The 22,085-nt window shown below is 70.2% G+C and carries 29 protein-coding genes; 27 read left to right on the top strand and 2 right to left on the bottom strand.

From position 1 onward, the window contains the following. Positions 1-396: 396 nt before the first annotated feature. On the top strand, positions 397-1,464 hold the full coding sequence (locus QM621_RS15170; RefSeq protein ID WP_414991229.1) for a hypothetical protein: 1,068 nt from the start codon (positions 397-399) through the stop codon (positions 1,462-1,464). 258 nt (positions 1,465-1,722) lie between these two features. Continuing rightward, complete coding sequence (locus QM621_RS15165) at positions 1,723-2,253, top strand: hypothetical protein (RefSeq protein ID WP_414991228.1); 531 nt, start codon at positions 1,723-1,725, stop codon at positions 2,251-2,253. Here QM621_RS15165 and QM621_RS15160 read toward each other — a convergent pair. Together QM621_RS15160 and QM621_RS15155 are read right to left on the bottom strand one after the other, a co-directional pair. After that, positions 2,238-2,534, bottom strand: a complete 297-nt coding sequence (locus tag QM621_RS15160) for a hypothetical protein (protein WP_414991227.1) — start codon at positions 2,532-2,534, stop codon at positions 2,238-2,240. The genes QM621_RS15165 and QM621_RS15160 overlap by 16 nt on opposite strands. 15 nt (positions 2,535-2,549) lie before the next feature. Beyond that, entirely contained in the window at positions 2,550-2,750 is a 201-nt protein-coding gene (locus tag QM621_RS15155; protein WP_414991226.1) for a hypothetical protein, read from the bottom strand. A gap of 70 nt (positions 2,751-2,820) precedes the next feature. Between QM621_RS15155 and QM621_RS15150 the strand changes: the two genes are divergently transcribed. The 25 genes from QM621_RS15150 (at position 2,821) to QM621_RS15030 (ending at position 22,028) form a co-directional block, all read left to right on the top strand. Next, on the top strand, positions 2,821-3,246 hold the full coding sequence (locus tag QM621_RS15150; RefSeq protein ID WP_414991225.1) for a hypothetical protein: 426 nt from the start codon (positions 2,821-2,823) through the stop codon (positions 3,244-3,246). 207 nt (positions 3,247-3,453) lie between these two features. After that, complete coding sequence (locus QM621_RS15145) at positions 3,454-4,263, top strand: hypothetical protein (RefSeq protein ID WP_414991224.1); 810 nt, start codon at positions 3,454-3,456, stop codon at positions 4,261-4,263. A gap of 184 nt (positions 4,264-4,447) precedes the next feature. Then, the gene (locus tag QM621_RS15140; RefSeq protein ID WP_414991223.1) at positions 4,448-4,966 is read left to right on the top strand and encodes a helix-turn-helix domain-containing protein; all 519 of its coding nucleotides are present in this window, start codon (positions 4,448-4,450) and stop codon (positions 4,964-4,966) included. Then, the gene (locus QM621_RS15135; protein WP_414991222.1) at positions 4,950-6,230 is read left to right on the top strand and encodes a PBSX family phage terminase large subunit; all 1,281 of its coding nucleotides are present in this window, start codon (positions 4,950-4,952) and stop codon (positions 6,228-6,230) included. Before QM621_RS15140 ends, QM621_RS15135 begins: the two co-directional genes overlap by 17 nt. A gap of 1 nt (position 6,231) precedes the next feature. Then, positions 6,232-7,764, top strand: coding sequence for a phage portal protein (locus QM621_RS15130; protein ID WP_414991221.1), 1,533 nt, complete (start codon positions 6,232-6,234; stop codon positions 7,762-7,764). Positions 7,765-7,770: 6 nt separating this feature from the next. Beyond that, entirely contained in the window at positions 7,771-9,435 is a 1,665-nt protein-coding gene (locus QM621_RS15125) for a phage minor capsid protein (protein ID WP_414991220.1), read from the top strand. After that, positions 9,432-9,671 (top strand): hypothetical protein, encoded by a 240-nt coding sequence (locus QM621_RS15120; RefSeq protein ID WP_414991219.1) that lies wholly within the window; start codon positions 9,432-9,434, stop codon positions 9,669-9,671. Before QM621_RS15125 ends, QM621_RS15120 begins: the two co-directional genes overlap by 4 nt. A 103-nt stretch (positions 9,672-9,774) precedes the next feature. Beyond that, on the top strand, positions 9,775-10,059 hold the full coding sequence (locus QM621_RS15115) for a hypothetical protein (protein WP_414991218.1): 285 nt from the start codon (positions 9,775-9,777) through the stop codon (positions 10,057-10,059). A gap of 63 nt (positions 10,060-10,122) precedes the next feature. After that, positions 10,123-10,695, top strand: a complete 573-nt coding sequence (locus tag QM621_RS15110) for a hypothetical protein (RefSeq protein ID WP_414991217.1) — start codon at positions 10,123-10,125, stop codon at positions 10,693-10,695. Between the two features lie 349 nt (positions 10,696-11,044). Further along, positions 11,045-11,830 (top strand): hypothetical protein, encoded by a 786-nt coding sequence (locus QM621_RS15105; RefSeq protein ID WP_414991216.1) that lies wholly within the window; start codon positions 11,045-11,047, stop codon positions 11,828-11,830. A gap of 23 nt (positions 11,831-11,853) precedes the next feature. Further along, positions 11,854-12,732, top strand: a complete 879-nt coding sequence (locus tag QM621_RS15100; RefSeq protein WP_414991215.1) for a N4-gp56 family major capsid protein — start codon at positions 11,854-11,856, stop codon at positions 12,730-12,732. A 3-nt stretch (positions 12,733-12,735) separates the two neighbouring features. Beyond that, positions 12,736-12,948, top strand: coding sequence for a hypothetical protein (locus tag QM621_RS15095; protein WP_414991214.1), 213 nt, complete (start codon positions 12,736-12,738; stop codon positions 12,946-12,948). A gap of 1 nt (position 12,949) precedes the next feature. Then, positions 12,950-13,357 (top strand): hypothetical protein, encoded by a 408-nt coding sequence (locus QM621_RS15090; RefSeq protein ID WP_414991213.1) that lies wholly within the window; start codon positions 12,950-12,952, stop codon positions 13,355-13,357. After that, on the top strand, positions 13,350-13,673 hold the full coding sequence (locus tag QM621_RS15085; RefSeq protein WP_414991212.1) for a hypothetical protein: 324 nt from the start codon (positions 13,350-13,352) through the stop codon (positions 13,671-13,673). The genes QM621_RS15090 and QM621_RS15085 overlap by 8 nt, the downstream gene beginning before the upstream one ends. Further along, complete coding sequence (locus tag QM621_RS15080; RefSeq protein ID WP_414991211.1) at positions 13,670-14,026, top strand: hypothetical protein; 357 nt, start codon at positions 13,670-13,672, stop codon at positions 14,024-14,026. Before QM621_RS15085 ends, QM621_RS15080 begins: the two co-directional genes overlap by 4 nt. After that, complete coding sequence (locus QM621_RS15075) at positions 14,026-14,475, top strand: hypothetical protein (RefSeq protein WP_414991210.1); 450 nt, start codon at positions 14,026-14,028, stop codon at positions 14,473-14,475. The genes QM621_RS15080 and QM621_RS15075 overlap by 1 nt, the downstream gene beginning before the upstream one ends. Beyond that, positions 14,472-14,615 (top strand): hypothetical protein, encoded by a 144-nt coding sequence (locus QM621_RS15070; RefSeq protein ID WP_414991209.1) that lies wholly within the window; start codon positions 14,472-14,474, stop codon positions 14,613-14,615. Before QM621_RS15075 ends, QM621_RS15070 begins: the two co-directional genes overlap by 4 nt. A gap of 9 nt (positions 14,616-14,624) precedes the next feature. Continuing rightward, positions 14,625-15,119, top strand: coding sequence for a phage tail tube protein (locus QM621_RS15065; RefSeq protein WP_414991208.1), 495 nt, complete (start codon positions 14,625-14,627; stop codon positions 15,117-15,119). A 1-nt stretch (position 15,120) separates the two neighbouring features. Continuing rightward, on the top strand, positions 15,121-15,531 hold the full coding sequence (locus QM621_RS15060; protein ID WP_414991207.1) for a hypothetical protein: 411 nt from the start codon (positions 15,121-15,123) through the stop codon (positions 15,529-15,531). A 310-nt stretch (positions 15,532-15,841) separates the two neighbouring features. Continuing rightward, positions 15,842-18,178, top strand: coding sequence for a phage tail tape measure protein (locus tag QM621_RS15055; protein WP_414991206.1), 2,337 nt, complete (start codon positions 15,842-15,844; stop codon positions 18,176-18,178). 1 nt (position 18,179) lies between these two features. Beyond that, positions 18,180-19,067 carry a phage distal tail protein gene (locus QM621_RS15050; RefSeq protein WP_414991205.1) on the top strand — a complete coding sequence of 296 codons (888 nt, stop codon included), beginning with the start codon at positions 18,180-18,182 and terminating at the stop codon, positions 19,065-19,067. 22 nt (positions 19,068-19,089) lie between these two features. Beyond that, a complete protein-coding gene (locus tag QM621_RS15045) occupies positions 19,090-19,944 on the top strand; it encodes a hypothetical protein (protein WP_414991204.1) in 855 nt (284 codons plus the stop codon). Continuing rightward, complete coding sequence (locus QM621_RS15040) at positions 19,941-21,140, top strand: hypothetical protein (protein ID WP_414991203.1); 1,200 nt, start codon at positions 19,941-19,943, stop codon at positions 21,138-21,140. Before QM621_RS15045 ends, QM621_RS15040 begins: the two co-directional genes overlap by 4 nt. Position 21,141: 1 nt before the next feature. After that, the gene (locus QM621_RS15035) at positions 21,142-21,651 is read left to right on the top strand and encodes a hypothetical protein (RefSeq protein WP_414991202.1); all 510 of its coding nucleotides are present in this window, start codon (positions 21,142-21,144) and stop codon (positions 21,649-21,651) included. Then, positions 21,648-22,028, top strand: a complete 381-nt coding sequence (locus QM621_RS15030; RefSeq protein ID WP_414991201.1) for a hypothetical protein — start codon at positions 21,648-21,650, stop codon at positions 22,026-22,028. The genes QM621_RS15035 and QM621_RS15030 overlap by 4 nt, the downstream gene beginning before the upstream one ends. Positions 22,029-22,085 lie beyond the last annotated feature (57 nt).

The following is a 22,085-nucleotide window of genomic DNA, read 5'->3' as shown; positions in this document are numbered from 1 at the left end:
GAAGATCGGTGGTGTGAGAACTCCCATCCTCCCGACCGGACACACGCCTGCGCCCCACATTCGTAGGCGTGTCGCAGCACCAAACCTGCTCAGATCACACACTCGCCACGACTTTGACGAGGCCCTGCGGTCACCGAGGTCGTCACCCGCGACGGGCTCCTCCCCGACCAGCCGCTCGTCACCGCGCAACTCGCACGCACCGACGACACCGCCCGACACATCAGCCTGCTCCCCGACCTCGTCACCGCCTGCCCCACGCCGTCGCAAGCCGGCGTCTACGCCCGAGAGATCCACAACGCAGCTGTCCTCCGCACCGTCTCGACCACCCTCACCCGCGCCCAGCAGCGAGTCCGCACCGCCACTCCCGAGCAAGCGGCCTTCCACCTCGCCGAGGTCATGCAAGACCTCGACGACCTCGCCATCAGCCACCACACGGCACCCGCCGAAACCGGTCTACGCGACCTCACCTGGCTCCTCAACGGCCAACCCCCCGTCGTCGACCCGCCCACATGGATCCACCGCGCCGCCGGCGGAGCCCTCTTCTACGCAGGACGCGTCAACGGCGTCTTCGGCGACCCCGAATCAGCCAAGAGCTGGCTCGCCCAACTCGGCGTCGTCCAAGCCCTCACCAACGGCCAGAAAGCCGCCATCGTCGACGTCGACCACAACGGCGCACCCCTGACCACCAGCCGCCTCCTCGACCTCGGCGCGCCCCTGACCAGCCTCGCCGACCCCGAACAGTTCCAATACCTCGAACCCGACGACGGCGACACCCTCAGAGCCGCCATCACCCACCTCACCGCCTGGCAACCCGACTACGTCGTCCTCGACTCCATCGGCGAGATGATGCCCATGCTCGGCGTCAAATCCACCGACAACGACGAACTCACCGGCGCCCTCCGCACCATCGCCAACCCCCTCGCCAACACCGGCGCCTGCGTCGTCACCATCGACCACCTCCCCAAAGCAGCCGAAGCGCGAACCACCGGCTACGCCATCGGCGGCACCGCCAAGAAGCGAGCCATCGACGGCTCCTACATCTACGCCGACGCCCGCCTCCCACCCGCGCCCGGTCAGACCGGGAAGATCACCCTCCGCATCGAGAAAGACCGCCCAGGACGCCTCCGCGAGCACTGCCAAGGCAAATACGTCGGCACCTTCACCCTCGACTCCACACAGCCCGGCCACATCACCGCCTCCATCGACACCGACACACCCATCACCGACGACGGCGTGTTCCGGCCCACCGCCTACATGGAGAAGGTCTCCCGCTTCGTCGAAGACCACGACCAAGCCACCTTCAACGACATCGCCGCCGCCATCGCGGGCAAACGCTCCTACCTCCAAGCCGCCATCCGAGCCCTCACCAAAGAGGGCTTCATGACCACGTTCCCGGGCCCCCGCCGCAGCACTCTCCACCACATCAACGCCGCCTACCGGGAGGCCGACGATGCCCAAGCCTGACCGACTTATCCACAGGCCCGCGACTGGTTCCCCACTGGTACCCGCACTGGTTCCCGACCCACTGGTACCCGCGACTGGTTCCCGACCAATACCCCAGGGGGGTATCAAAATCACTGCAATTCCAGGCAAACCACTGGTACCCCGACTGGTTCCCCACTGGTACCCAACCGTTCGACTGACTGTGTCCCTCCCCGTAGGGGGACACCGTCAACGGCGCCAACCACATACCCCCCCCCACCCCTCGACAAGGAGCAACCGATGAACACCACCGACGCCCCCACGCCGACCGGTCGGCCGACCGTCCACACGCGCGCACCCGATGCGCCCGCTCGACTCGCCCGTGACCCCAAGGGCCGGATCGTCCTCCACACGGTCGAGGAGGTGCGCGAGTACGAGCGCGATGGCGTCGTGCTGCTCGACCAGGACCTGTGGCCGTGGCTCTTCGAGGCCGCTGGGGACTGGTGGATCACCACGTCGGGCGGCGGTGAGTCGCTCACGAGCAGCGACTTGCAGGACGGATACGGCCCGCTGACGGTCCTCCACGACCCCGACGCTGCAACCTCGACCCACGATCCGTTGCAGCCTGTCGGCGAGCCTGCGACGGGCGTTGGCGTCGAGGTCACCGAAGCGGCTGTCGACGCTGCGGCGGTCGCCGTCCGCCGCGAGTGGAACCCGCTCGGGCTCGGTGGCGACCTCGCTCGCGAGCAGGAGACGGAGACAGCGCGTGCGGTCATCACCGCCGCGCTGCCGCACCTGACCGCGACCGCCCTCGACTACGCGAAGGACTGACTGTGCAGCGCCTCACCTGCGACATCACGGCGGCCGTATCGCTTCAGCGCAGCCTGGCGACTGACCCCCAAGGCCGCGCCGATCACAGCCCACGACAGGCCAGCCTCACGGGCCTTCTCGACGCCCGAGCGGATAGACGCCTCGGAGGCTGCTCGTGCGCGGACGGCGTCGGCGATGGCGCGAAGCGGTGCGGCGTCGATGGCGGGTCCGGTCGGTTCGTCGGCGTCGGCCTCGATGCGGTCGAGCAGGTCGGCGTCGTGGGTCTTCTGGCTGGTGCTCATGAGATTCACCCCTCCTCAGAGGAACTTCTTTCGGGCCGGCATGGCGTGGAATATGTCGCCGTCGGAGTTGACGCCGACTTCGAGCAAGGAGCCGTCGAAGCGCGGACCGACGACCATGTCGTAGCCGTCGTGCGGCCAGACGCGGATCGCGTTCGCTACGGCGTGCAGCAGCTCTTCATCGCTGTATCCGCGCTTGCGTGCGCTCTCCTCGATCACGTTGACAACCTTAGTTGCCGTCGGCCATGTTGTCAACCCGAGTTGTCATTCGCGCAGGGCGTGGCAACTCATGACTGACTTCGCGATCTGCCTGACCTGCCGAGAACTCACCACCGGCCGCATCGACTCCTCCAAGGGCTGGCTCCTCGACGCCTCCAGCAACCACGACCGCTGCGACGTCCGACCGTTCACCAACCCCGCCACCCTGCCCGCGCCGATCCGGAACGCGATCGTCCGGCTCGGCGCAAGCGTCCCCGTCGCCGACACCCACGCCCGACTCGCCACCCTCGCTTTCCACCTGGAGGACCAATGGCCACTGGCCCCGCTCCAATCGCCGTCGACTGCCCCGGCTGCGGTCAGCACCTCGACACGGTCGGCTGCGCCTGCCGCGGCGTCGGCTGCATCCACGAGATCGCAGCCTGCCTCACCGCCTACACCGACCACACGTGCCCCCGCTGACGGCCAACTCGACCTGTTCGGAGACCTCGCCTCATGACCACCGACACCCCGCCCGCACCCGCCGCGACCCCGACGGCCGCCTCATGACCTGCCTCGACTGCGGACACACCGCCCGCTCCCCCCTCTGCCGGGCCTGCGCGCGGACAGCCGCAGCCCTCGGACACACGCCCGACCAACGCCTCGCGTCCCTCGGCACACCCACCCTCCTCGGACTCCCACCCATCGACCGCACGAAGGACTGACCATGCCGCTGCCCTCCACCGTCGACCAGATCCACGAGCTCACCGAACACCACCAGCAGCGGACCCCGTTCGAACGCGACATCATCGCCACGAACGGCTCCTCCACCCGCTACACCGAGGTCTACGTCACCAACCACGAACCGCTCATCACCCAACTCGCGGGCAGCGAGAAGCCAGCCAGCCAAGGCGGCGAAGTCGGCGCCGCTACCCCCTCGTCGAAACCCGCCGCGCACCTCGACGCGCTCGACGCCGTCGCGCTCATCGACCACCTCGCCCACGCCTGGCTCGACCACCTCGGCCAACCCGCACGCCTCGACACCATCGCCGCGGTCCGCCGGGTCGGCTCCCTCCTCCCACGGCTCGACCCCTGTCCACAGCCGCGCCCGGACTGCTGCGAACACCACGAACTCGCCCGCGACATCCGCCGCTGGTGGATCCGCGCCCGCGTCCTCACCGGCTGGGAGTCCCCAGCGTGGAAACCCGACGCGACCTGCCCGGTCTGCGGCGAACGCCGCACCGTCATGATCCGCATGACCTCCGAGGTCGCCACCTGCACCCACTGCCGCGAGACATGGGACGCCGACACCATCGGCCTGCTCGCCGAGCACGTCCGTTTCGAGACCGAGCAGGCGCGCGTCGTCCGTCCGATCGCCACAGCGTGCGCGCCGACCGACGAGCTCGACGACGCGCCCCGCATGATGCTCTGCCCCGATTGCGGGTCCGCGCGCTGCGTGAAAGTGCTGGAGCAGACCATCCGGCCGATCACCGCCCGGTCGCCCTCGGCCCCGAAACACCGCCGCCGCGCGAGTTGACCGGCGGCTGCTTGACATCGACCTCGCGGCGGGTACAGACTGGCCACGGAGTTTTCGCGACCCCAAAAACAAACCCCGACGCCCTGGCGGCTCGGGGTTTCGTGCGTCTCAGCATCGCGCTGCGGCGGGAGTCTCAACAGGCAGGAGGCCAGGCGCCCCGCCCCGTGCTGCGAGGTGAACGCCGATGCCTCGCCCCGGACCCCTCACCGACACCGAACGCGCCCGCATCCTCGACCTCCACGCCCAAGGCATGTCCCGCAACGACATCGCCCGCGAGACCGGACGCGGCGCCGCCACGATCACCGGCGTCGTCCAGACGGCCGGACGCTCCTTCGACCGCACCACCACCGCAGCCGCGACGAAGGCCCGCCAGGCCGACCTCGCCGAACGCCGCGCCAGCCTCCGAGCCAAGTTGCTCGCGAAGGCCGAACTACTCCTCGACCAGATCGACCAGCCGCACCTCGTGTTCAACTTCGGCGGCCGCGACAACACCTACGAGGAACACACCCTCGACCGGCCGCCGACCGGCGACATCCGCAACCTGATGCAGTCCGCCTCGTATGCGATCACCGCCGAGCTACGCCTCGCCGACGCCGACCGAAGCCAGGGCGACGAGGCCGCCAAGAGCCTGATCGTCGGCCTCGCCACCGCGCTCGGCGTCACCGGCCCTGACACCAGCCACCCCGATGACGACACCGCCTGACCTGCCGCTGTCGCCCGCGCAAGTCGACTCGATCCGCGGGTCGTCCGGCCGAGTCAACATCTTCGACGGCGCGATCCGCTCCGGCAAGACCATCGCCTCGATCATCCGCTGGCTCATGTTCATCGCCCGCGCCCCGCGTGGCGGCGAGCTCGTGATGATCGGCCGCACCCGCGACAGCGTCTGGCGCAACGTCATCTCCCCGATGCAAGACCCCGGCCTGTTCGGGCCGCTCGCCGACACCGTCGTCGGGAACCACGGCGCACCGTACGTCACCATCCTCGGCCGCCGCGTCCACGTGCTCGGCGCCCACGACGCCAAAGCCGAGAAGATCCTGCGCGGCATGACCGTCGCCGGCGCGTACGTCGACGAGGTCACCGTCGTGTCCGAGGAGTTCTTCACCCAACTCCTCGGCCGCATGTCCGTGCCAGGGGCGCAACTGTTCGGCACCACCAATCCCGACAGCCCAGGTCATTGGCTGAAGCGGAAGTTCCTCGACCGGATCGCCGCGCTCGACGGCTGGCGGTCGTTCGCGTTCACCCTCGACGACAACCCCACCCTGACCGCCGGATACGTCGCCGCCATCAAACGCGAGTTCACCGGCCTGTGGTACCGGCGGTTCATCCTCGGCCACTGGGTGCAAGCCGACGGCGCGATCTACGACATGTGGGACCCCGACCGTCACGTCGTCACACCGGACGCCATCCCCGACATGGACCGCGTCCTCGCCGTCGGGATCGACTACGGCACCGTCAACAAGACCGCCGGAATCCTCCTCGGCGTCTCCGGCGGAGTCCTCTACGCCATCGATGAGTGGGCGCCCCGCCCCGGCACCGACGTCGAACTCTCCGACGCCCTGTCCCGCTGGCTGTCGTCCCGCCCCGTGACCGACTGGCGCGACCCCGAATGGTTCTTCGTCGACCCCGCCGCCGCGTCGTTCAAGCTCCAGCTCCGCCGCGACGGACACACCAACACCCGCAACGGATCGAACGACGTGATCCCAGGGCTACGGACCATCGCGTCCCTGCTGGCCGCTGAGCGGCTCCGGATCTCGGGCCGCTGCGTGAACCTCATCGAGGAGATCCCGGGCTACTCGTGGGACCCGAAAGCCTCCGAGAAGGGCAAAGACGCGCCCGTCAAGAGCAACGACCACTTCTGCGACGCGCTCCGCTACGCGACGCTCTCGACCCGGCGGCTCTGGCGTCACGACGTGGCGCTGACCTTGGCCGCCGACACCGCCGACACCGATGACGAGGAGGCCGCCTGAGATGGGACTGCCCACCCGCGACACCGCCTGGCCGCCCCCCGTCTTGGCGCCGCTGCTGACCGACATCAGCACATGGGCGGCCTGGTACTCCGGACAGCCCGACGAGCTCGCCGCCGCCTACCGGACCGCGACCGGCGGCAGGGAGCCGGTGACACGCCCGTCGCAGCACGCCGACGGCGTCGTCGGGCGTTTCGCCCGCTGGTTCTGGGGCCAGCCGACACCGGCCGGGCAGCAGCGCACGAAGCTGCATGTGCCACTCGCCGCCGACCTCGCCACCGGCAGCGCGGACCTGCTGTTCTCCGAACCGCCGCAGATCACCACCGACACCGACGAGCAGGAGAAACGCAAGCGTCTCGACCGGATCCTCGAAGGGGCCGGCTGGGAGTCCCTACTCCCGGAGGCCGCCGAGACCGCGGCCGCGTTGACGGGCGTCTACCTGCGGATCGTGTGGGACAACAGCATCGCCGACCATCCGCTGATCACTGTGGTGCAGCCGGACTCGGCGCTCCCGGAGTTCGCGTTCGGGCAGTTGCGCGCGGTCACGTTCTGGCAGGTCGTCGACCGCCAAGGCCAGACCGTGACACGCCACCTGGAGCGGCACGAGCCCGGCCGCATCCTCCACGGCCTCTACGAGGGCACCCCCGACCGTCTCGGCCGGACCGTGCCGCTGGCCGAGCATCCCTCCACCGCTGGCCTGTCGGTCGACGCCGACCAGGCCATCGCCACCGGCGCGACCGGCCTGACGGCCGTCTACATCCCGAACGTGCGCCCGCAGCGCCGCAGCAAATGGCGTAATCATCCGCTCGGCACGCACATGGGCCGTTCCGACCTCGACGGCATCGAGCCCGCGCTCGACGCGCTCGACGAGGTCTACACCTCCTGGATGCGCGACGTCCGCCTCGGCAAGGCCCGCATCATCGCCGACGCCGACGCGCTCACCACCCGCGGCCGCGGGCAGGGCGCGGACCTCGACCTCGACCGCGAGGTGTTCGTCGGCATCAACGGCATGAGTGACGGCGGCGACGGCTCCCCGATCACCGCCCAGCAGTTCGCGATCCGCGCGGCCGACCACGAGGCCACCATCACCGGGCTGCTGCGCCGCATCGTCCCCGGAGCCGGGTACAGCCCGCAGACGTTCGGCGTCGACACCGACGGCGCGGTCGCCACGGCCACGGAGATCACCGCGCGGGAACGCAAGACGACCACCACGCGGGAGAAGAAGACCCGCTACTGGACGCCCCAGCTCCGGCGCCTGCTCGCCACCCTGTGCGAGGTCGACGCCCACCATTTCGGCGGGCCTGGCCCGATGGACGCGCTGACGCTCGACTTCGGTCCCGCCGGCGAGCCGACCCCGCTGGAGTTGGCGACGACCGCTCAGGCGTTGAAGGGCGCGCAGGCCGCGTCGACCGAGACGCTGGTGCGGCTGGTGCATCCGGACTGGACGCCCGACCAGGTCGCCGAGGAGGCCGCCGCGATCCTCGCGGAGTCGTCGATCGACGTGCCCGCTCTGGGCGTGCTGCCCGGCCAGGAGTAGGCCGTCGTGTCGTGGTCGCCGGGCGAGGTCGAGCACCTCGCGCTGGCGGTGATGCGCCTGTACACCGACGCCGAGACGCACCTGCTGGAGCAGCTCGCCCGCGCGGTCTCAGGCGACCGGACCGCTGGCGCCGACTTCGCGCGCGGCCGGTTGGCGAAGATGCAGGCGCTCCGCGCGGACCTCCCGAACCAGCTGCGCCGGCTCACCGCGGCGTCCGCGGCCGAGGTGCAGGCCGCCATCACGGCCGCCTACACCGCTGGCGCCGACGCCGCAGCGAAAGCCGCGCCCGGTCCGGCCACCCGCCCGCCGAACACGCCGTCGGTGGAACGGCTCGCCGCCGAGACGGTCCGGAAGATCTCGGTCGTCAACACAGGGATCCTGCGGGCGACCGATGACGTGTTCCGGCAGGTCGTCGCCCGCACCAGCCCCCAGGCGCTGCTCGGGAACCAGACCGTCCAGCAGGCCACCCAGGCGGCGCTGGACGAGTTCGCGCGGCGTGGCGTGTCCGGGTTCGTCGACAGCGCCGGGCGCCGGTGGCAGATGGACACCTACGCCGAGATGGCCATCCGCACCGGTGTGATGTCGGCGGCGATCCAAGGCCACGTCGACGATCTGCGTGCGCGCGGCTACGACCTCGTGACCGTGTCGGACCACTCCCAGGAGTGCGAGCTGTGCAGGCCGTGGGAAGGGAAAGTGCTGTCCCTGTCGGGCAGCCCGCCTGACGGGGTGAAGGCGGCGAGGAGTCTCGCGGAGGCGCGCGCAGAGGGCCTGTTCCACCCGAACTGCGGTCATCGTCTGGTGTTGTTCCTGCCGGGGGTGACGCCGGAGCGCACACCGAAGCCCGACCCGCAGGGCTCGGCTGACCGGAAGCGCCTGCGGTATCTGGAGCGGCAGGTGCGGGCGTCGAAGCGGCTGGAGGCCGTCGCGTTGGACGAGGCCGCGAAGACGGCCGCCCGGGCGCGCCTGCGGAAGTACCAGGCCGCGATCCGCGCGCACGTCGCCACGACCTCGGCGAAACGTCAGCCGCAGCGCGAGCAGATCCGCACCGGCGACCCTGACGAGGCGATCTCGGCCAAGAGCCCCGTACATACTGGTCCAGTGGAGGCAGCCAAGAAGGTCGACGAGGACTTCCGAGGCTGGAAGAAGTCACTCCGTGTCTCGGAGATCGCGGCGATCACCGCCTGGCAGGGAACCGACCGCCGATACCAGCGCATCCAGGAGGCCATCCGCGGCGGCGCCTCGACCACGGCCGACGACCTCGCGGTAGCGCGAGACCTGCTCAGCGGCATCTACCGAGGCCATATCCCGGAGACGATGATCTTGTGGCGGGGCGTCAGGTCGAGCACCGCGACATTCGGGATACCGTCGGACGAGTTGGAACGCCTCAACGGGACCCAACGGATCGAGAGCAGATTCTTCGCAGCTTCCCTGTCCCGACAGGCGGCCGTTGAACAGTTCACGGTCCCGCCGCTCGGCGGCGGGCCGGTGATCATGCGGATCAGCGTCCGGGCTGGAACCCACGCCGCGTGGATCGCAGGAGTGGGCGACCCGTCCCTGCGTGACCAGTACGAGTTCCTGCTCGCACCTGGCATCAAGATGCGTTTCGGGAAAGTGGAGTACCCTGACGATGACGGCATACCCGTGCTGCACGTGGAGGTGAGCAACTCATGAGCGCGTTCAACGACCGCATGTGGGACGACCTTCACCTGACCGACGCCAGCGAGCCGTTCATCCCGGACGTGGCAGTCGTCCTCCTCTACCATCTGGGCGTCATCGACGCGCCACGCAACGAGCAAATCGCGGCGATCCGTGACTGGCTCACGGCGCACACGCCCAGCGAGCCGCTACTCAGCAGCCTCCAGCGCGATGGTTACGCCTCCGCAAGTGGCCTGACCCTCTCAGCCTGACTCACTCGTAGCCCCACCCCGCACACGCTCCGTGTGGCGGGGTTCTTGGCGTGCCCAGGCGGCACGCCCTCCATCCCCTCTCGAACCGTAAGATGGGTGCGTGATGACCATTCGTGAGGAGCAGTACTACGCGACACCAGCCGATGTCGACCTCGACCGGCTGGACTCTGTGCTGACCTCGCTCGGCTACGACTTTGAGATCGACGCTGACCCGGATCACCCCGTCTTCCCCGAGTACGCCTTCCAAGTCGTCGTTGACCACGACCAGCGACCGCTTGACTTCGGCGCGAAGGTCCGCGAGCTGTTCGGCGCAGAGTTCCGCCACGAGGACGAGTTCGACGACCACACCGGCCTGCTGCGCCCCGAGGTCCGCGCCGCCGTCGCCTGACGTCCCGCTGACTCACCTGTAATTCGACCCCGCACACGCAAGAGCCCCGTACATACTGGTCCAGTGGAGGCAGCCAAGAAGGTCGACGAGGACTTCCGAGGCTGGAAGAAAGCGCTTCGGGGTTCGGAGATCGCGGCGATCACCGCCTGGCAGGGAACCGACCGCCGATACCAACGCATTCAGGCTGCGGTGAGCGGAGTAGGTAGCGCAAGCGAGAACGGCGAACGACTGGCCGAAGAACTCCTGTCGTCAGTGCTGAAGGGTCGCGTTGGGCGTGATCTGACCCTCTGGCGAGGTATTCGTTCGAGCATTTCGACGTTCGGCGTTGATAGTTCTGACCTCGCGAGCCTGATCGGTCGGACCTTGCCCGCGGATCGTTTCATAGCCGCCTCGCTGTCGCGTGACGTCGCGATCAAGGAGTTCACGGACCCACCGTTGAAAGGCGGTCCGGCGCTACTCCGTTTGAGAGTGCGGAGCGGCACGAACGCGGCCTGGATAGCTGGCGCAGGAGACCCCGCCTTGCGGGAGCAGTTTGAGATGCTGCTTCGCCCGGGCGTGCTGCTCAAAATCGAGAAAGTGGAGTACCCTGAAGATGTCGGCGTACCCGTGATCTCTGTGGAGGTGAGCGAACCATGAGCGGAATTGGTCATCGCCTCTGGGATGACTCGGTCTTCGGTCAGGTGGACGCCCCGGCGACTTCACCTCACATGGCGGGTGTCTTGCTAGCGAACCTGAAGGTCCAAGACGCCGAGTTCGACGTTCAGGTCAAAGCCTTGCGTGACTGGCTCACTTCCCATGCCCCGAGTCCTGCGCTCGTCCGAAGCCTTCGCCGCGGCGGCTATGCCTCCGCGTTGAAGCAAGTGGCCTGACCCTCTCAGCCTGACTCACTCGTAGCCCCACCCCGCACACGCTCCGTGTGGCGGGGTTCTTGGCGTGCCCAGGCGGCACGCCCTCCATCCCCTCTCGAAGCGCCCAGGAGGCTCTCGTGTCCGTCACGCCCACCCGCACCCATCCGCTCACCGGCGAGCCGATCCGCCCGCTCGGGCGTCGCCGTGACGGCCGCCTGATCTGGCCGATCATGGGCGCCTCCGACGACCCGCCGCCCGCCGACGGCGGAAACGACGACAGTCAGGACGGCGGCGACCCTGCCGGCGATGGCGGCAAGGCCTCGCCCGCCGCAGGCGGGAACGACCATCCCTGGGCCGATCCGGAGGCGGCGAAGAGCGAGATCGAGCGGCTGCGCCGTGAGAACACCGCCGCCCGCACCGGCGCGAAGGCCAAGGCCGCAGAGGACGCCAAGTCCGAGCTCGCCCAGGAGATCGGCAAGGCTCTCGGCATCGTCAAGGGCGACAAGGCCCCGACCGTCGCGGAGCTCACCGCCGAGCTCACCGAGCAGAAGACCGCCACCGAGACCGCTGTCGCCGCGCATCGTGAGACGCAGGCCGAGCTCGTCGTGTGGCGCAACGCCAAGGCCCTCGGTGTCGACGCGGCCGCAGTGACCGACTCGCGCGGCTTCGTCGCAGCGATCAAAGATCTCGACCCGGCCAGCAACAGCTTCGCCGAGGACGTGAAGAAGGCCGCCCAGGCGGCGGCCGAGACCAACCCCAAGCTCAAGGCCACCCCGGAGGCGGGCAAGAGCGGCAGCGACCTCGCCGGAGGGACCGGCGAGAACGCCATCACCCAGGAGCAGTTCAACGCCATGAACGGCGAGCAGCGCAACCGACTGTTCCAGACCAACCCCGACCTCTACCGCACCCTGTCGGGCCGGTAGACACACACGAAGGAGACGCCATCATGGCAACCACCCTGCGCCCCGACCTCTGGGCGCCCGAAGTCTGGTCCGACATGGCCGCCGCCGAGTTCACCGGCAAGGCCATCGTCGCCACCGGCAGCGCGGTCCTGACCGACGACCAGCTCGCCGGCCAGCCCGGCGAGACGATCGAGTTCCCCAAGTGGATGGAACTGTCGGAGATGGGCGACATCGCCGAGACCGACGTGCTCGTACCGGAGAAGCTGACCCAGAAGTCGTCCAAGGCGACCATCAAGGAGGCCGGCAAGGCCGTCGAGATCTCCGACAAGGCCTCCCTCGTCGGCCTGGGCAACCCCCAGCAGGAGGCCGTCCGCCAGTTCGGCGTGCTCGCGGCCCGCAAGGTCGACGCCGACCTCATCACGGCGGCCAGCCAGGTCGTCGCCGACGGCGTCACGTACGCCGACGGGTCGACCGCGACGAACTCGGCGCCGCTGACCCACACGATCACCGGCGGCGCGGTCACCTGGGACGGCATCGTCGACGGACTGGAGAAGTTCGGCGACGACTTCGAGCCGTCGGAGTTCTCCGGCCTGTACATCCGCGCCGAGCAGCGCAGCCAGATCATGAAGGACGACGCGTTCATCCGCGCCTCCGAGACCGACGCGGGCGGCGAGGGCAGCATGCTGCGGCGCGGCTTCATCGGCGAGATCGCCGGACTGGGCGTGTTCGTCACGAACCGGCTCCCCACCGGCAAGGCGCTGGTGCTGAAGCAGAACAGCCTGGGCCTGTTCTACAAGCGCCGCCCCATCGTCGAGCAGGACCGCGACATCCTCGCGCGGACCACGGTCGTCACGACCAACCTGCACTACGCCACCAAGCGCGTCAACGACAAGGGCGTCCTCGACCTGACGATCGCGGCCTGAGCCATGGGCATGCTGACCGGTCGGCACCGCGGCCGGAACGAGGACGCCGGGCCGGACCTGTCGAAGGCGACCAAGGCGCGGCTCGTCGAGTACGCGGCCGAGCACGGCATCGAGGTCGACCCGAAGGCCAAGCGCGCCGACCTCTTCGAGGAGATCACCGCCGCGCTCAACGCCGCCGCAGCCTCGCCGGCCGTCGTGGAGCGGCAGGGGGCCTGACATGGGCTACGCGACCGAGGCCGACTACATCGCCTTCACCGGCGCCACGACGTCGGTCTCGGTCGCGCTGCTCGACGCGGCCTCCCGCGACGTCGACGAGCTGCTGATCGGCGCGGTGTACGACACCGACCATGAGGGGCTGCCCACTCGCACGTCGATCGTCAAGGCCCTGCGGGAGGCGGCCTGCGCGCAGGCCCAGTGGCTCGACGCCATCGGCGACGACGACGGCGCCGGCGCCGCCCAGGCCGTGAAGTCCGCGTCGCTGGGGTCCGCGTCGTACACGATCGACGGGGCCTCCCAGCCCGGCGCCGGCGCCGCCACGGGTTCGGGGCGCCTGATCGGCGGCGGGGCCGTGTCGATCCTGCGGGTCGCGGGCCTGCTGCCGGTGGAGCCGTACACGTATGGCTGAGATCCCGGCGTGGCTGCTGCCGCACACCGTGACCGTTGAGACGTACGCGGGCGCGTCCGGCCTCGGCGACCGGCACGAGGCCCCGCAGGTCGTCGATCGGGTGCGGGTCGACCACACGCGCCGTCTGGTCCGTGACGAGAACGGCGACGAGGTCGTCAGCGAGGCGACCGTCTACGCACGCACCGTCCGCGCGCCGCTGTTCACTCCCGGGACGCGCGTGGATCTCGGGAGTCGGGTCGCTCTGGTGATCGCGGCGAACGTCCGAACCGACGGCGGTGCCGGCGGCTGGCAGCACGTGGAGGTGACCCTCACATGAGCAAGTGGACAGGGAGCCTGAACTTCGGCCTCAGTGTGGCGGGTGACGCGGCACGACGTGGAGCAGTTCGGGGCCTGTTCGAGGGCGCCGGAATCGTGCTGGGCAAGTCCGTCGAGCGTAACCCTCACGATCAGGGACACATGGAGGGCAGCGGCAAGGTCAGCGAGGATCCCCCGAACCTCAAAGCGGCGGTCTCCTACGACACCCCCTACGCGGTCGCTCAGCACGAGAACCTCGACTACGCCCACCCGAAAAAGGGGCAGGCGAAGTACTTGGAGAGCGCGATGCACGACGAGCGGGACAAGGTCCGCGCGAACATCATCGACAACATCCGCCGCGAGCTGGGCACCTGATGGCCGACGACTACGACGTCGCCCTCCTGAAAGGCCTCGCCGTCCTCCTGCACACCGCCGGCGTCGGCGTCTGGCGCGAGACCAGCGCCTACACCGGCAGCGAGCGGGCCATCACCCTCGACGGCCTCCCACAAACCCCGATCAGCGCGATCAGCCTGTCGGCCTACCCCCTCGCCGACAGCCTCATCGACCACGCCTCCCAAGTCGGCGTGCAGGTCGTCTGCCGTGAGCCCGGTCCGGACCCCACGGTCGCGCGGGCGACGGCGGGCCGGGTCTTCCGGACCCTGCACGACCGCACGCATCTGCGTCTGACGACCGGCCTGCACGTGGTGCAGCTGTACCGGCAGTCCGCGGTGTCCGGCGGGCGCGAGGCCGACGGGTCGTGCCGGAGCATCCAGAACTTCTACGCCGACGTCCACACCCCACCACCTGAGGAGACCAACCCATGACCAGCAGCACGCTCGTCGACTACGTCGACGCCTACGGCGACGTGAAGCGCGCCGCGAAGGACCACGCGGCGTTCATGGCCGCGCGCGGCTACAAACCCCGTCCGGCCACCGACGCCGACGCGACCGACGACGAGAAGTAGGAGCAGATCATGCCCGTCACCACGAAGGCCCCGCTCGGGGCCGACACCCTCAACCGCAAGTGGTACGTCGACATCAACACCGGCACCTACGAGACGCCCACCTGGGTCAGCGTGTTCGGGATCATGGAGCTCAAGGCGCTCCAGGAGGCCACCACCCAGGACTCGTCCGATTTCGACGGCGAGGGCTGGAAGTCCGAGACCGTCACCGCGCAGACCTGGGGCCTGGAGGGCAAACTCCGCCGCGGCGTCACCACCGCCGACCCCGAGGCCTACGACCCCGGCCAGGAGCTGATCCGGCTCGCGTCCATCGAGATGGGACCGCTCAACACCCTCGACATCCGGTTCTACGAGCACACGCCCGGCGGCCCGCAGGTCGAGGCCTACCGTGGCCGGGTCGGTTGCTCCTGGACGCCGGAGGGCGGCGGCATGGACGCCCTCGACACGGTCGCGTTCAAGCTGTCCGGCCAGGGCAAGCGCACCGCCATCGTTCACCCGGCGGCCTGACGTGGCGACCAGGGACTACAGCGAGGTCGTCGACCCGGACCTGGTGCTGCCGATCCGGGGCAAGGAGTACCGGATCGCGCCGGTCGACACCGAGACCGGCCTGTGGCTGCACGACATGCAGCAGATCGCCGCACGGACCGAGGCGGGCGAGGAGATCACCGACGACGACCTCGCCTGCCTCCGCCTCGACGACACCCAGGAGCGGAACTACTACCAGCGGGTCCTCGGGGCGGCGTACGAGGAGATGCTCGCCGACGACGTCGGTTGGGAGGCGTTGAAGTTCGCCGCGCAGACCGTGTCGGTCTGGGTGATGGCGTCCAAGGCCGAGGCTGTCGAGTTCTGGAACACAGGCGGCAAGCGCCCAAAAGGCAATCGGGCGGCCCGTCGCAAGAAGGGCAAGAAGAAGAGGTAGGCCCGACAGGTCTGCGCCGGTACGAGGACGCCCCGATCCGCTACGAGGACACCTTCGCCGGTCTCCTGGCGACCTGCTGGCCTCAGATCGAGGCCGACCTCGCCGACCAGGGCGTCTATGTCTGCGACGAGGTCGTGCTCGCCCGTCCGTGGTGGTGGTTCCGCGCCCGCGTCCATGCGCTGTTGACCGCGCCTCCTGTGTTCGCTCCTGACGGCGTCGCCGTCCCGTCGACCCGTGTGGGCCGCGCCCGTTGGACCCCGCCCGCGTCGTGGCGGAAGAACCCCTGAACCGCTAGAGAGGTGGTGTCGTCGTGGCGCTCGATCTCGGTGAGCTGTACGGCACGCTCGGCCTCGACGACAAGCCCTTCCAGGCGGGCCTCGACGCCGCCGAGGCCGGTCTGGACCGGTTCGGGTCGGACGGCGCGAAGAAGGCCATCGCGATCGGCGCCGGCGTCGGTCTGGCGCTCGCGGCATCGTTGGCGCAGAACGTCAGCGCGGAGGCCGCGAACGACAAGCTGGCCGCGCAGTTCGGGATGACCGAGGCTGAGGCCGCCCGCGCGGGCAAGGTCGCCGGCAGTCTCTACTCGCAGGCCTACGGCGACTCGATGGGCCAGGTCAACGACGCGATCGGCGCGGTCATGGGCTCGATCGACGGCATGCGGGAGGCATCCGCCGGTGATCTGGAAGAGGTCGCCGGATACGCCCTCAACCTGGCTGAGGCGTTCGAGATCGACGTCGGCCGGTCGGCGCAGATCGCCGGGCAGATGGTCTCCAGCGGCCTCGCGAAGAACGCGACGGAGGCGTTCGACCTGATCACCGCTGGCGCGCAGAAGGTCGGACCGACACTCGCCGGCGACCTGATGGACGCCGTCGACGAGTACGGCGGCTACTTCGCGCAGATCGGCCTGTCCGGCGAACAGGCCATGTCCATGCTGGCCGCCGCGTCCGAGAAGGGCATGTACGGCATCGACAAGACCGGCGACGCGATCGGCGAGTTCACCAAACTCGTCGTCGGCGACATGGCCAAAACTCGGCCAGTCATCGAGTCGCTCGGCTTGGACTACGACAAGACGGCCAACGACGTCGCGGCCGGCGGCGAGCGTGGCCGTGCCGCGACGATGCAGATCGTCGACGCGCTCATGGGCATCGACGACCCCGCCGCGCAAGCACGCGCCTCGATGGAACTGTTCGGCACGCCGCTGGAAGACCTCGGGACCGACTATGTGCCGACCTTCCTGTCGTCCCTGTCGGACACGACCGGGGTTCTGGGGGAGGTCGGGGGCGCGTCGGAGCGGTTCGGCGAGCAGCTGAACAGCAACGCGTCGACCGCGTTGACCGAGTTGAAGCGTCAGGGCGAGACGGCGTTCATGAGTCTCATGAACTGGGCGCTGCCCGTGTTCTCGACGATCACGCAGGCCGCGGCCGAGCACCTCGTCCCCGCGCTCGCCGGCGTCGGACGCGCGTTCAAGTGGCTCGGCGAGCACGAGGGGCTCATGAAGGCGTTGGGGGCGACCCTCGCGGTCGTCGTCGCGCCCGCCGCGCTCGTGCTGGCGGTGAACCTCGTCGCGGCGGCAGGCGCTGGCATCGCCTCGGCCGCGTCCGCTGCCGCGAACGTCCTCGCCTGGTCCGCCTACGCCGTGGTCATCGGCACGCTCCGTGTGGCGACGGCCGCGTGGACGGCGGCGCAGTGGCTCCTCAACGCGGCTCTGGCGGCGAACCCTGTCGGTCTGATCGTGATCGGCCTGGTCGCGCTCGCAGCGCTGTTCGCCGTGCTGTGGATGAAGTCGGAGACGTTCCGCGACATCGTGACCGGCGTGTTCGACGCCGTCGGATCGGCCGCGCAGCGGCTGTGGAGCGGCATCCAGGCGGCGTTCGGGTTCATCGGCGAGGCCATCGGCTTCTACGTCGACATGGTCCAGGTCTACATCGGGATCTGGGTCGCGGCGTTCAACATGGTGGTCGACGCCGCGCTCTGGCTCTGGGCAGGAATCCAGAACGCCTTCAACCTGGTAGTGGCCGCCATCGGCGTCTACGTCGGACTGGTCAAGGGCTACATCGACATGTGGATCAGCGCGTTCGGCTGGCTCATCAGCAAGGCCCTGTCGCTGCCAGGCGTGATCGGCGGCGCGATCGGGTCGGTCGTGTCGACCATCGGCGGTCTCGGCGGTCGAGTGCTGAGCGCCCTGTCGGGCGCCGGCCGGTGGCTGGTCGACGTCGGCAAGGACGTCATGCGAGGCCTGCGTGACGGCATCGAAGCCGGCTTCGACTGGGTCAAGGACAAGCTCTCCGGAGTCGGCAAGGCGATCCCCGGCTGGTTGAAGGACGTCCTCGGGATCTCCTCGCCGTCGAAGGTGCTCCGCGACCAGGTCGGCCGTTGGATACCCGCGGGCATCGCCGTCGGCATCGAGGACGGCTCCAGCGCGGTCGAGGCGGCCATGGCCGACCTGATGGCCATCCCCGAGGTGTACGAGCCGCTGCCGTCGGCCTACACCGCCGGCCCGGTCCGAGGCGGCGACGGCGCGGCGATGGGCGACCAGATCGTGCTGCACCAGACCGTCAACGTGCCGCCGGGCATCGACCCCGCCGAGATCGGCGACTACGCGGCGAACGCGGCGGCTCACGCGCTCGCCAAGAGGGGGACGGGCTGAGATGGTGTTCGGCACGGCGAAGCAGTGGCTCGTCACCCTCGACGGACAGCCGCTCAACCATGCCACCGACAGCCTGGAACGCCGTTGCATCGACGTCGAGGGATGGCACAGCCGGGCGCCGATCCATGTGCCCGTCGTCGAACGGACCTACGGCCCCGGCGCGTTCGCGATCGAAGGTCGCGCCGGCGCGCGCGTGCTCGCGATCGTCGGGCAGCTGACAGCGGTCGGGCGTGACCTCGTCGCGCACGAGGTCGAGACGCTGGACGCGCTCGCCCCGACCGGGCATATCGCCTTGACCGTCACCGACCGCACCCTCGGAGCCCGCACGATGACCGTGCAGTGCACCGACGCGCCGGAGGTCGTCTGGCGTGGCGGTCCGGTGGCCAGCTACCGGCTGCCCCTGTACGCCGCCTCGCCTTTCAAATACGGGACGACCTCGACCGGCTCGACGGGTTTCGCGTCGGAGGGCTCCGCTGTCGGGCAGGGCCTGGAGTGGCCGCTGTTCGTCGGGACGGGGATGCTGTCGTGGGGGACGCCGCCGGCGCCCGGCGAGGTCGGTCTCGCGACGGTGGTGAATCCGGGGACCGCGACGGCGTGGCCCGTGTTCAAGGTGACGGGTCCGGCCCCGGCGGGCGGTTTCGAGATCGTCGACACGACCGCCGGCTTCTCGGTCCGGTACCTCGGCGACCTGCCCGCCGGGAGCGTGCTGGTGATCGACACGGCCGACGGGTCGGCGGCGATCGACGAGACGGCCGACCGGACGGGCGACCTGATCGTGACGGGCTGGCCGTCGGTCCCGCCCGGCGGCGAGACGACGTTCCGGTTCGCGCCGCTCACGGGCGGGTCGTCCGCCGTGCTGACGGTCGAGGCGACCGCCGCCTACTGGTGATGATGATGACGGAGGAGTGCTGATGGCTGGACTGAGGGGCCTGTTCGTCGCTGACGACGCCCAGGCGACGAACACGATCCCGCGCGGGGCACGGCAGGCTCTGGCGGGCCTGATCGGCCGGAGCACGGCCGGCGCCGCCCAGTCGGGCGTCGTGCTCGACACGATGACGCCCGTGGTCTCCGGCGCCGCCTCGATGTCGTATTCGGTCCGGGCGTGCGCGCTGGTGTCGCAGTGGTCGGCGTCGGCCGGGCCGGTCGTGTACGCCAACGACGCGGCCGTGTCGGTGGCGACGACGGCCGCGCCGAGCTCGAACTCCCGCTACGACCTCGTGTGGGCGCGGCACAACCAGACGACCGCCGACGGCGGCTCCGGCACCGCGAACGACGTGGTGTTCGGCGTGACGCAGGGGACCGTGGCGGCGTCGCCCGTCGTGCCCGCGACCCCGACCGGCGCGGTCGCGTTGGCGCGTGCGCTCGTCCCGGCGGGGACGACGGCGACGTCCGCGCTGGTGATCACGCAGGTCCACGAGTGGGTCGCCGCCAACGGCGGCCTCGTGCCGCGGACGAAGGGCGGCGTCGTCTTCGACGCCTGGAACGGCACGAGCAGGGTGGTGGTCGCCTCGTCGGGGCTGACCCAGTCCGGACAGGCGTCCTTCCAGACGCAGTCGGCCACGGTCACGACCGGCACGGTGACGTTCCCGACGGCGTTCGCGGCCGTGCCGCGCGTGTCGGTCACGCCTGTGACGGCGCTGCCGAACGGACTGTCGGTGTCCGTCTCGTCGGTGTCGGCCACGCAGCTGGTGATCGCCGCCTACCGGAACGCCACCGGCACCGCGACCAGCAGCTTCGACTGGATCGCGCACGGGACCCCGGCATGACCCATCACCGGTGGGCGTTCGGCGACCTCGCCACGGGCAGGATCCGCCGCCTCGTCGACGACGTCGACGGGTCGTGGTCGGTCGCCTACGACGACGCGGACAGCCTCGACGTCTCGATCCGGACCCGCGCGGTCGGACCACGGCGCCAGAACGGCGTCGTGCGCGCCCCGGACGCCTGGCCCGACGTGCGCCTGCACACCGCCCCCGCACGCTGCTTCTGCGCGGTCGCGGCCGTCGACGACCGCGGCGGTGAGACGTGGCTGGCCGGCGGACCCGTGTGGAGCCGCCAGTACGACGACGACACGGGCGTCCTGAGGGTCGGGGCGGCGGGCCTGGAGTCGTACTGGCGGCGCCGGCTCGTGCTGCCCGTGCTGGCGACCGGGCAGCTGCCGACGGCGGTGCGGTCGCGGTGGACGGGCGCGCAGCTCGGCCTGATCGCCAAACGTCTGATCCAGCAGGCGCAGGAGTGGACGGGCGGCGCGCTGCCAGTGGACCTGCCGACCGACGCCGAGGTCGGCGGCGCGGGGACCGCCCACGAGCGCACCTACGAGGGCTTCGAGTTGAAGGTCGTCGGCGACATGCTCGACAACCTGCGGGACGTGGAGGGCGGGCCGGAGGTCCAGTTCGTCCCCTACCGGCGGACCGACGACCCCCGCTATCTGCGGTGGCGGATGCGGGTCGGCGTCGCCGCGACGCAGATGATGATCACCCAGACCGGCCGGCCGTGGATCCTCGACCGGACCGTCGGCCGGTCCCCGGTCCTCGCGGTCTCCACCGGCGAGGACGGCTCCGTGCTGGCCTCGGACGTGTACGCGACCGGCAGCGGCGACGGGCAGGCCCGCCCCATGGCCCGCGCCGCCTCGACCACGCTGACCGCCGCCGGCTATCCGCTCCTGGAGGCCGTCGCCACCGGCTCCGACGCCATCACTCCTGCCAACCTGTCCGCTTACGCGGCCGGGCAGCTCGGCGCGCGGTCCGCGCCCGCGCAGATCACCACGATCAAGGCCGACCGGGACGCGTGGTGGCGGCGCGCCCCGTCCGCGCGGCCCGGCGACATGGCGATCCTGCGGATCGCCGACCATCCGCTCCTCGCCCCCGACGGCGCGCCCGCCGAGATCCCTCTGCGGATCCTCGGGCTCAAGGGCGGCGGAAGCACGGTCGACGTCGCGACGGCCGAGAGGGCGGGGAGGCTCTGACATGGCTGGCGGATACCCCAACCCCGCGTCCGGCACCAACTGGCTCGCCGCCGAGATCGCCGGCCTGCGCGGCCAGATCGCCGCGCTCCAGGCCCGGTCCAGCCTCGGCACCGGGCTCGGCTCGAAGACGGCCACGAGCACGCTGTCCGTCCCGACCAGCCCCAACCCGACCCCATGGCTGAGCGACGCCGACGCCGAGCTGACCGTCACCAGCAACACCGGACGGCTCCTCGTCCTCGTGGTCGCGGCGGTCCGCTACGGAGCGGCGGTCGTCCGCGTCGACTTCTCCGCGACCGGCGCGGCCACGCGGTCGCCGACGGAGCAGACCGCCGCGACCGACTACAGCCAGGCGCCCGACGAGTTCACCACGCTCGTCGCGGCCGGCTCGCTGGTCGGCGAGCCCGGAGAGGTCACCGTCACCCCCTGCTATCAGGCCGAGTTCCTCGACGTCGCCTCCGGCGTCTCCTGGGGTCAGATCCTCACCCGCACCTTGGTGGTGCTGCCCACATGACCTGGTGGGCGCACCTTCCCCCGGACGGCCGGTCGGCGGTCATCGTCGCGGCGATCGGCGCGCTCGGGACGGTGCTCGTCGCCCTGATACAGACGGTGCGGCGTGAGGCGAGGGCCGGACGCGAGGCGGCCGAGACCGCCGCCGCCCTGTCCCGGCCGACCGGCAACGGTTTCGCCGACGGAGTCACGACGAGGCTCGACCTGATGCTCGCCAAGATCGAACACCTGGCCGACGACGTCGACCACATCCGCGACGACTGCGACCGGCTCCGCGACGAGCTCGGCGGGCAGCGCTCCGATCAGCGCGCGACCCGCGCCGACGTGCGCGCCCTCGCCGCACGACTCGACCGCCACATCACCCAAGGAGACACCCCATGACCCACTCCCCCCTCACCACCCGCACCGTCGCCACGAGCAAGCACTCCCCGCGCGGCG

It is taken from the genome of Aeromicrobium sp., assembly GCF_047606445.1.
In the GTDB taxonomy this organism is placed as follows: Bacteria; Actinomycetota; Actinomycetes; order Propionibacteriales; family Nocardioidaceae; genus Aeromicrobium.
Note: the sequence above shows the minus strand (reverse complement) of the source record. Positions and strands in the feature narration are given on the sequence as shown.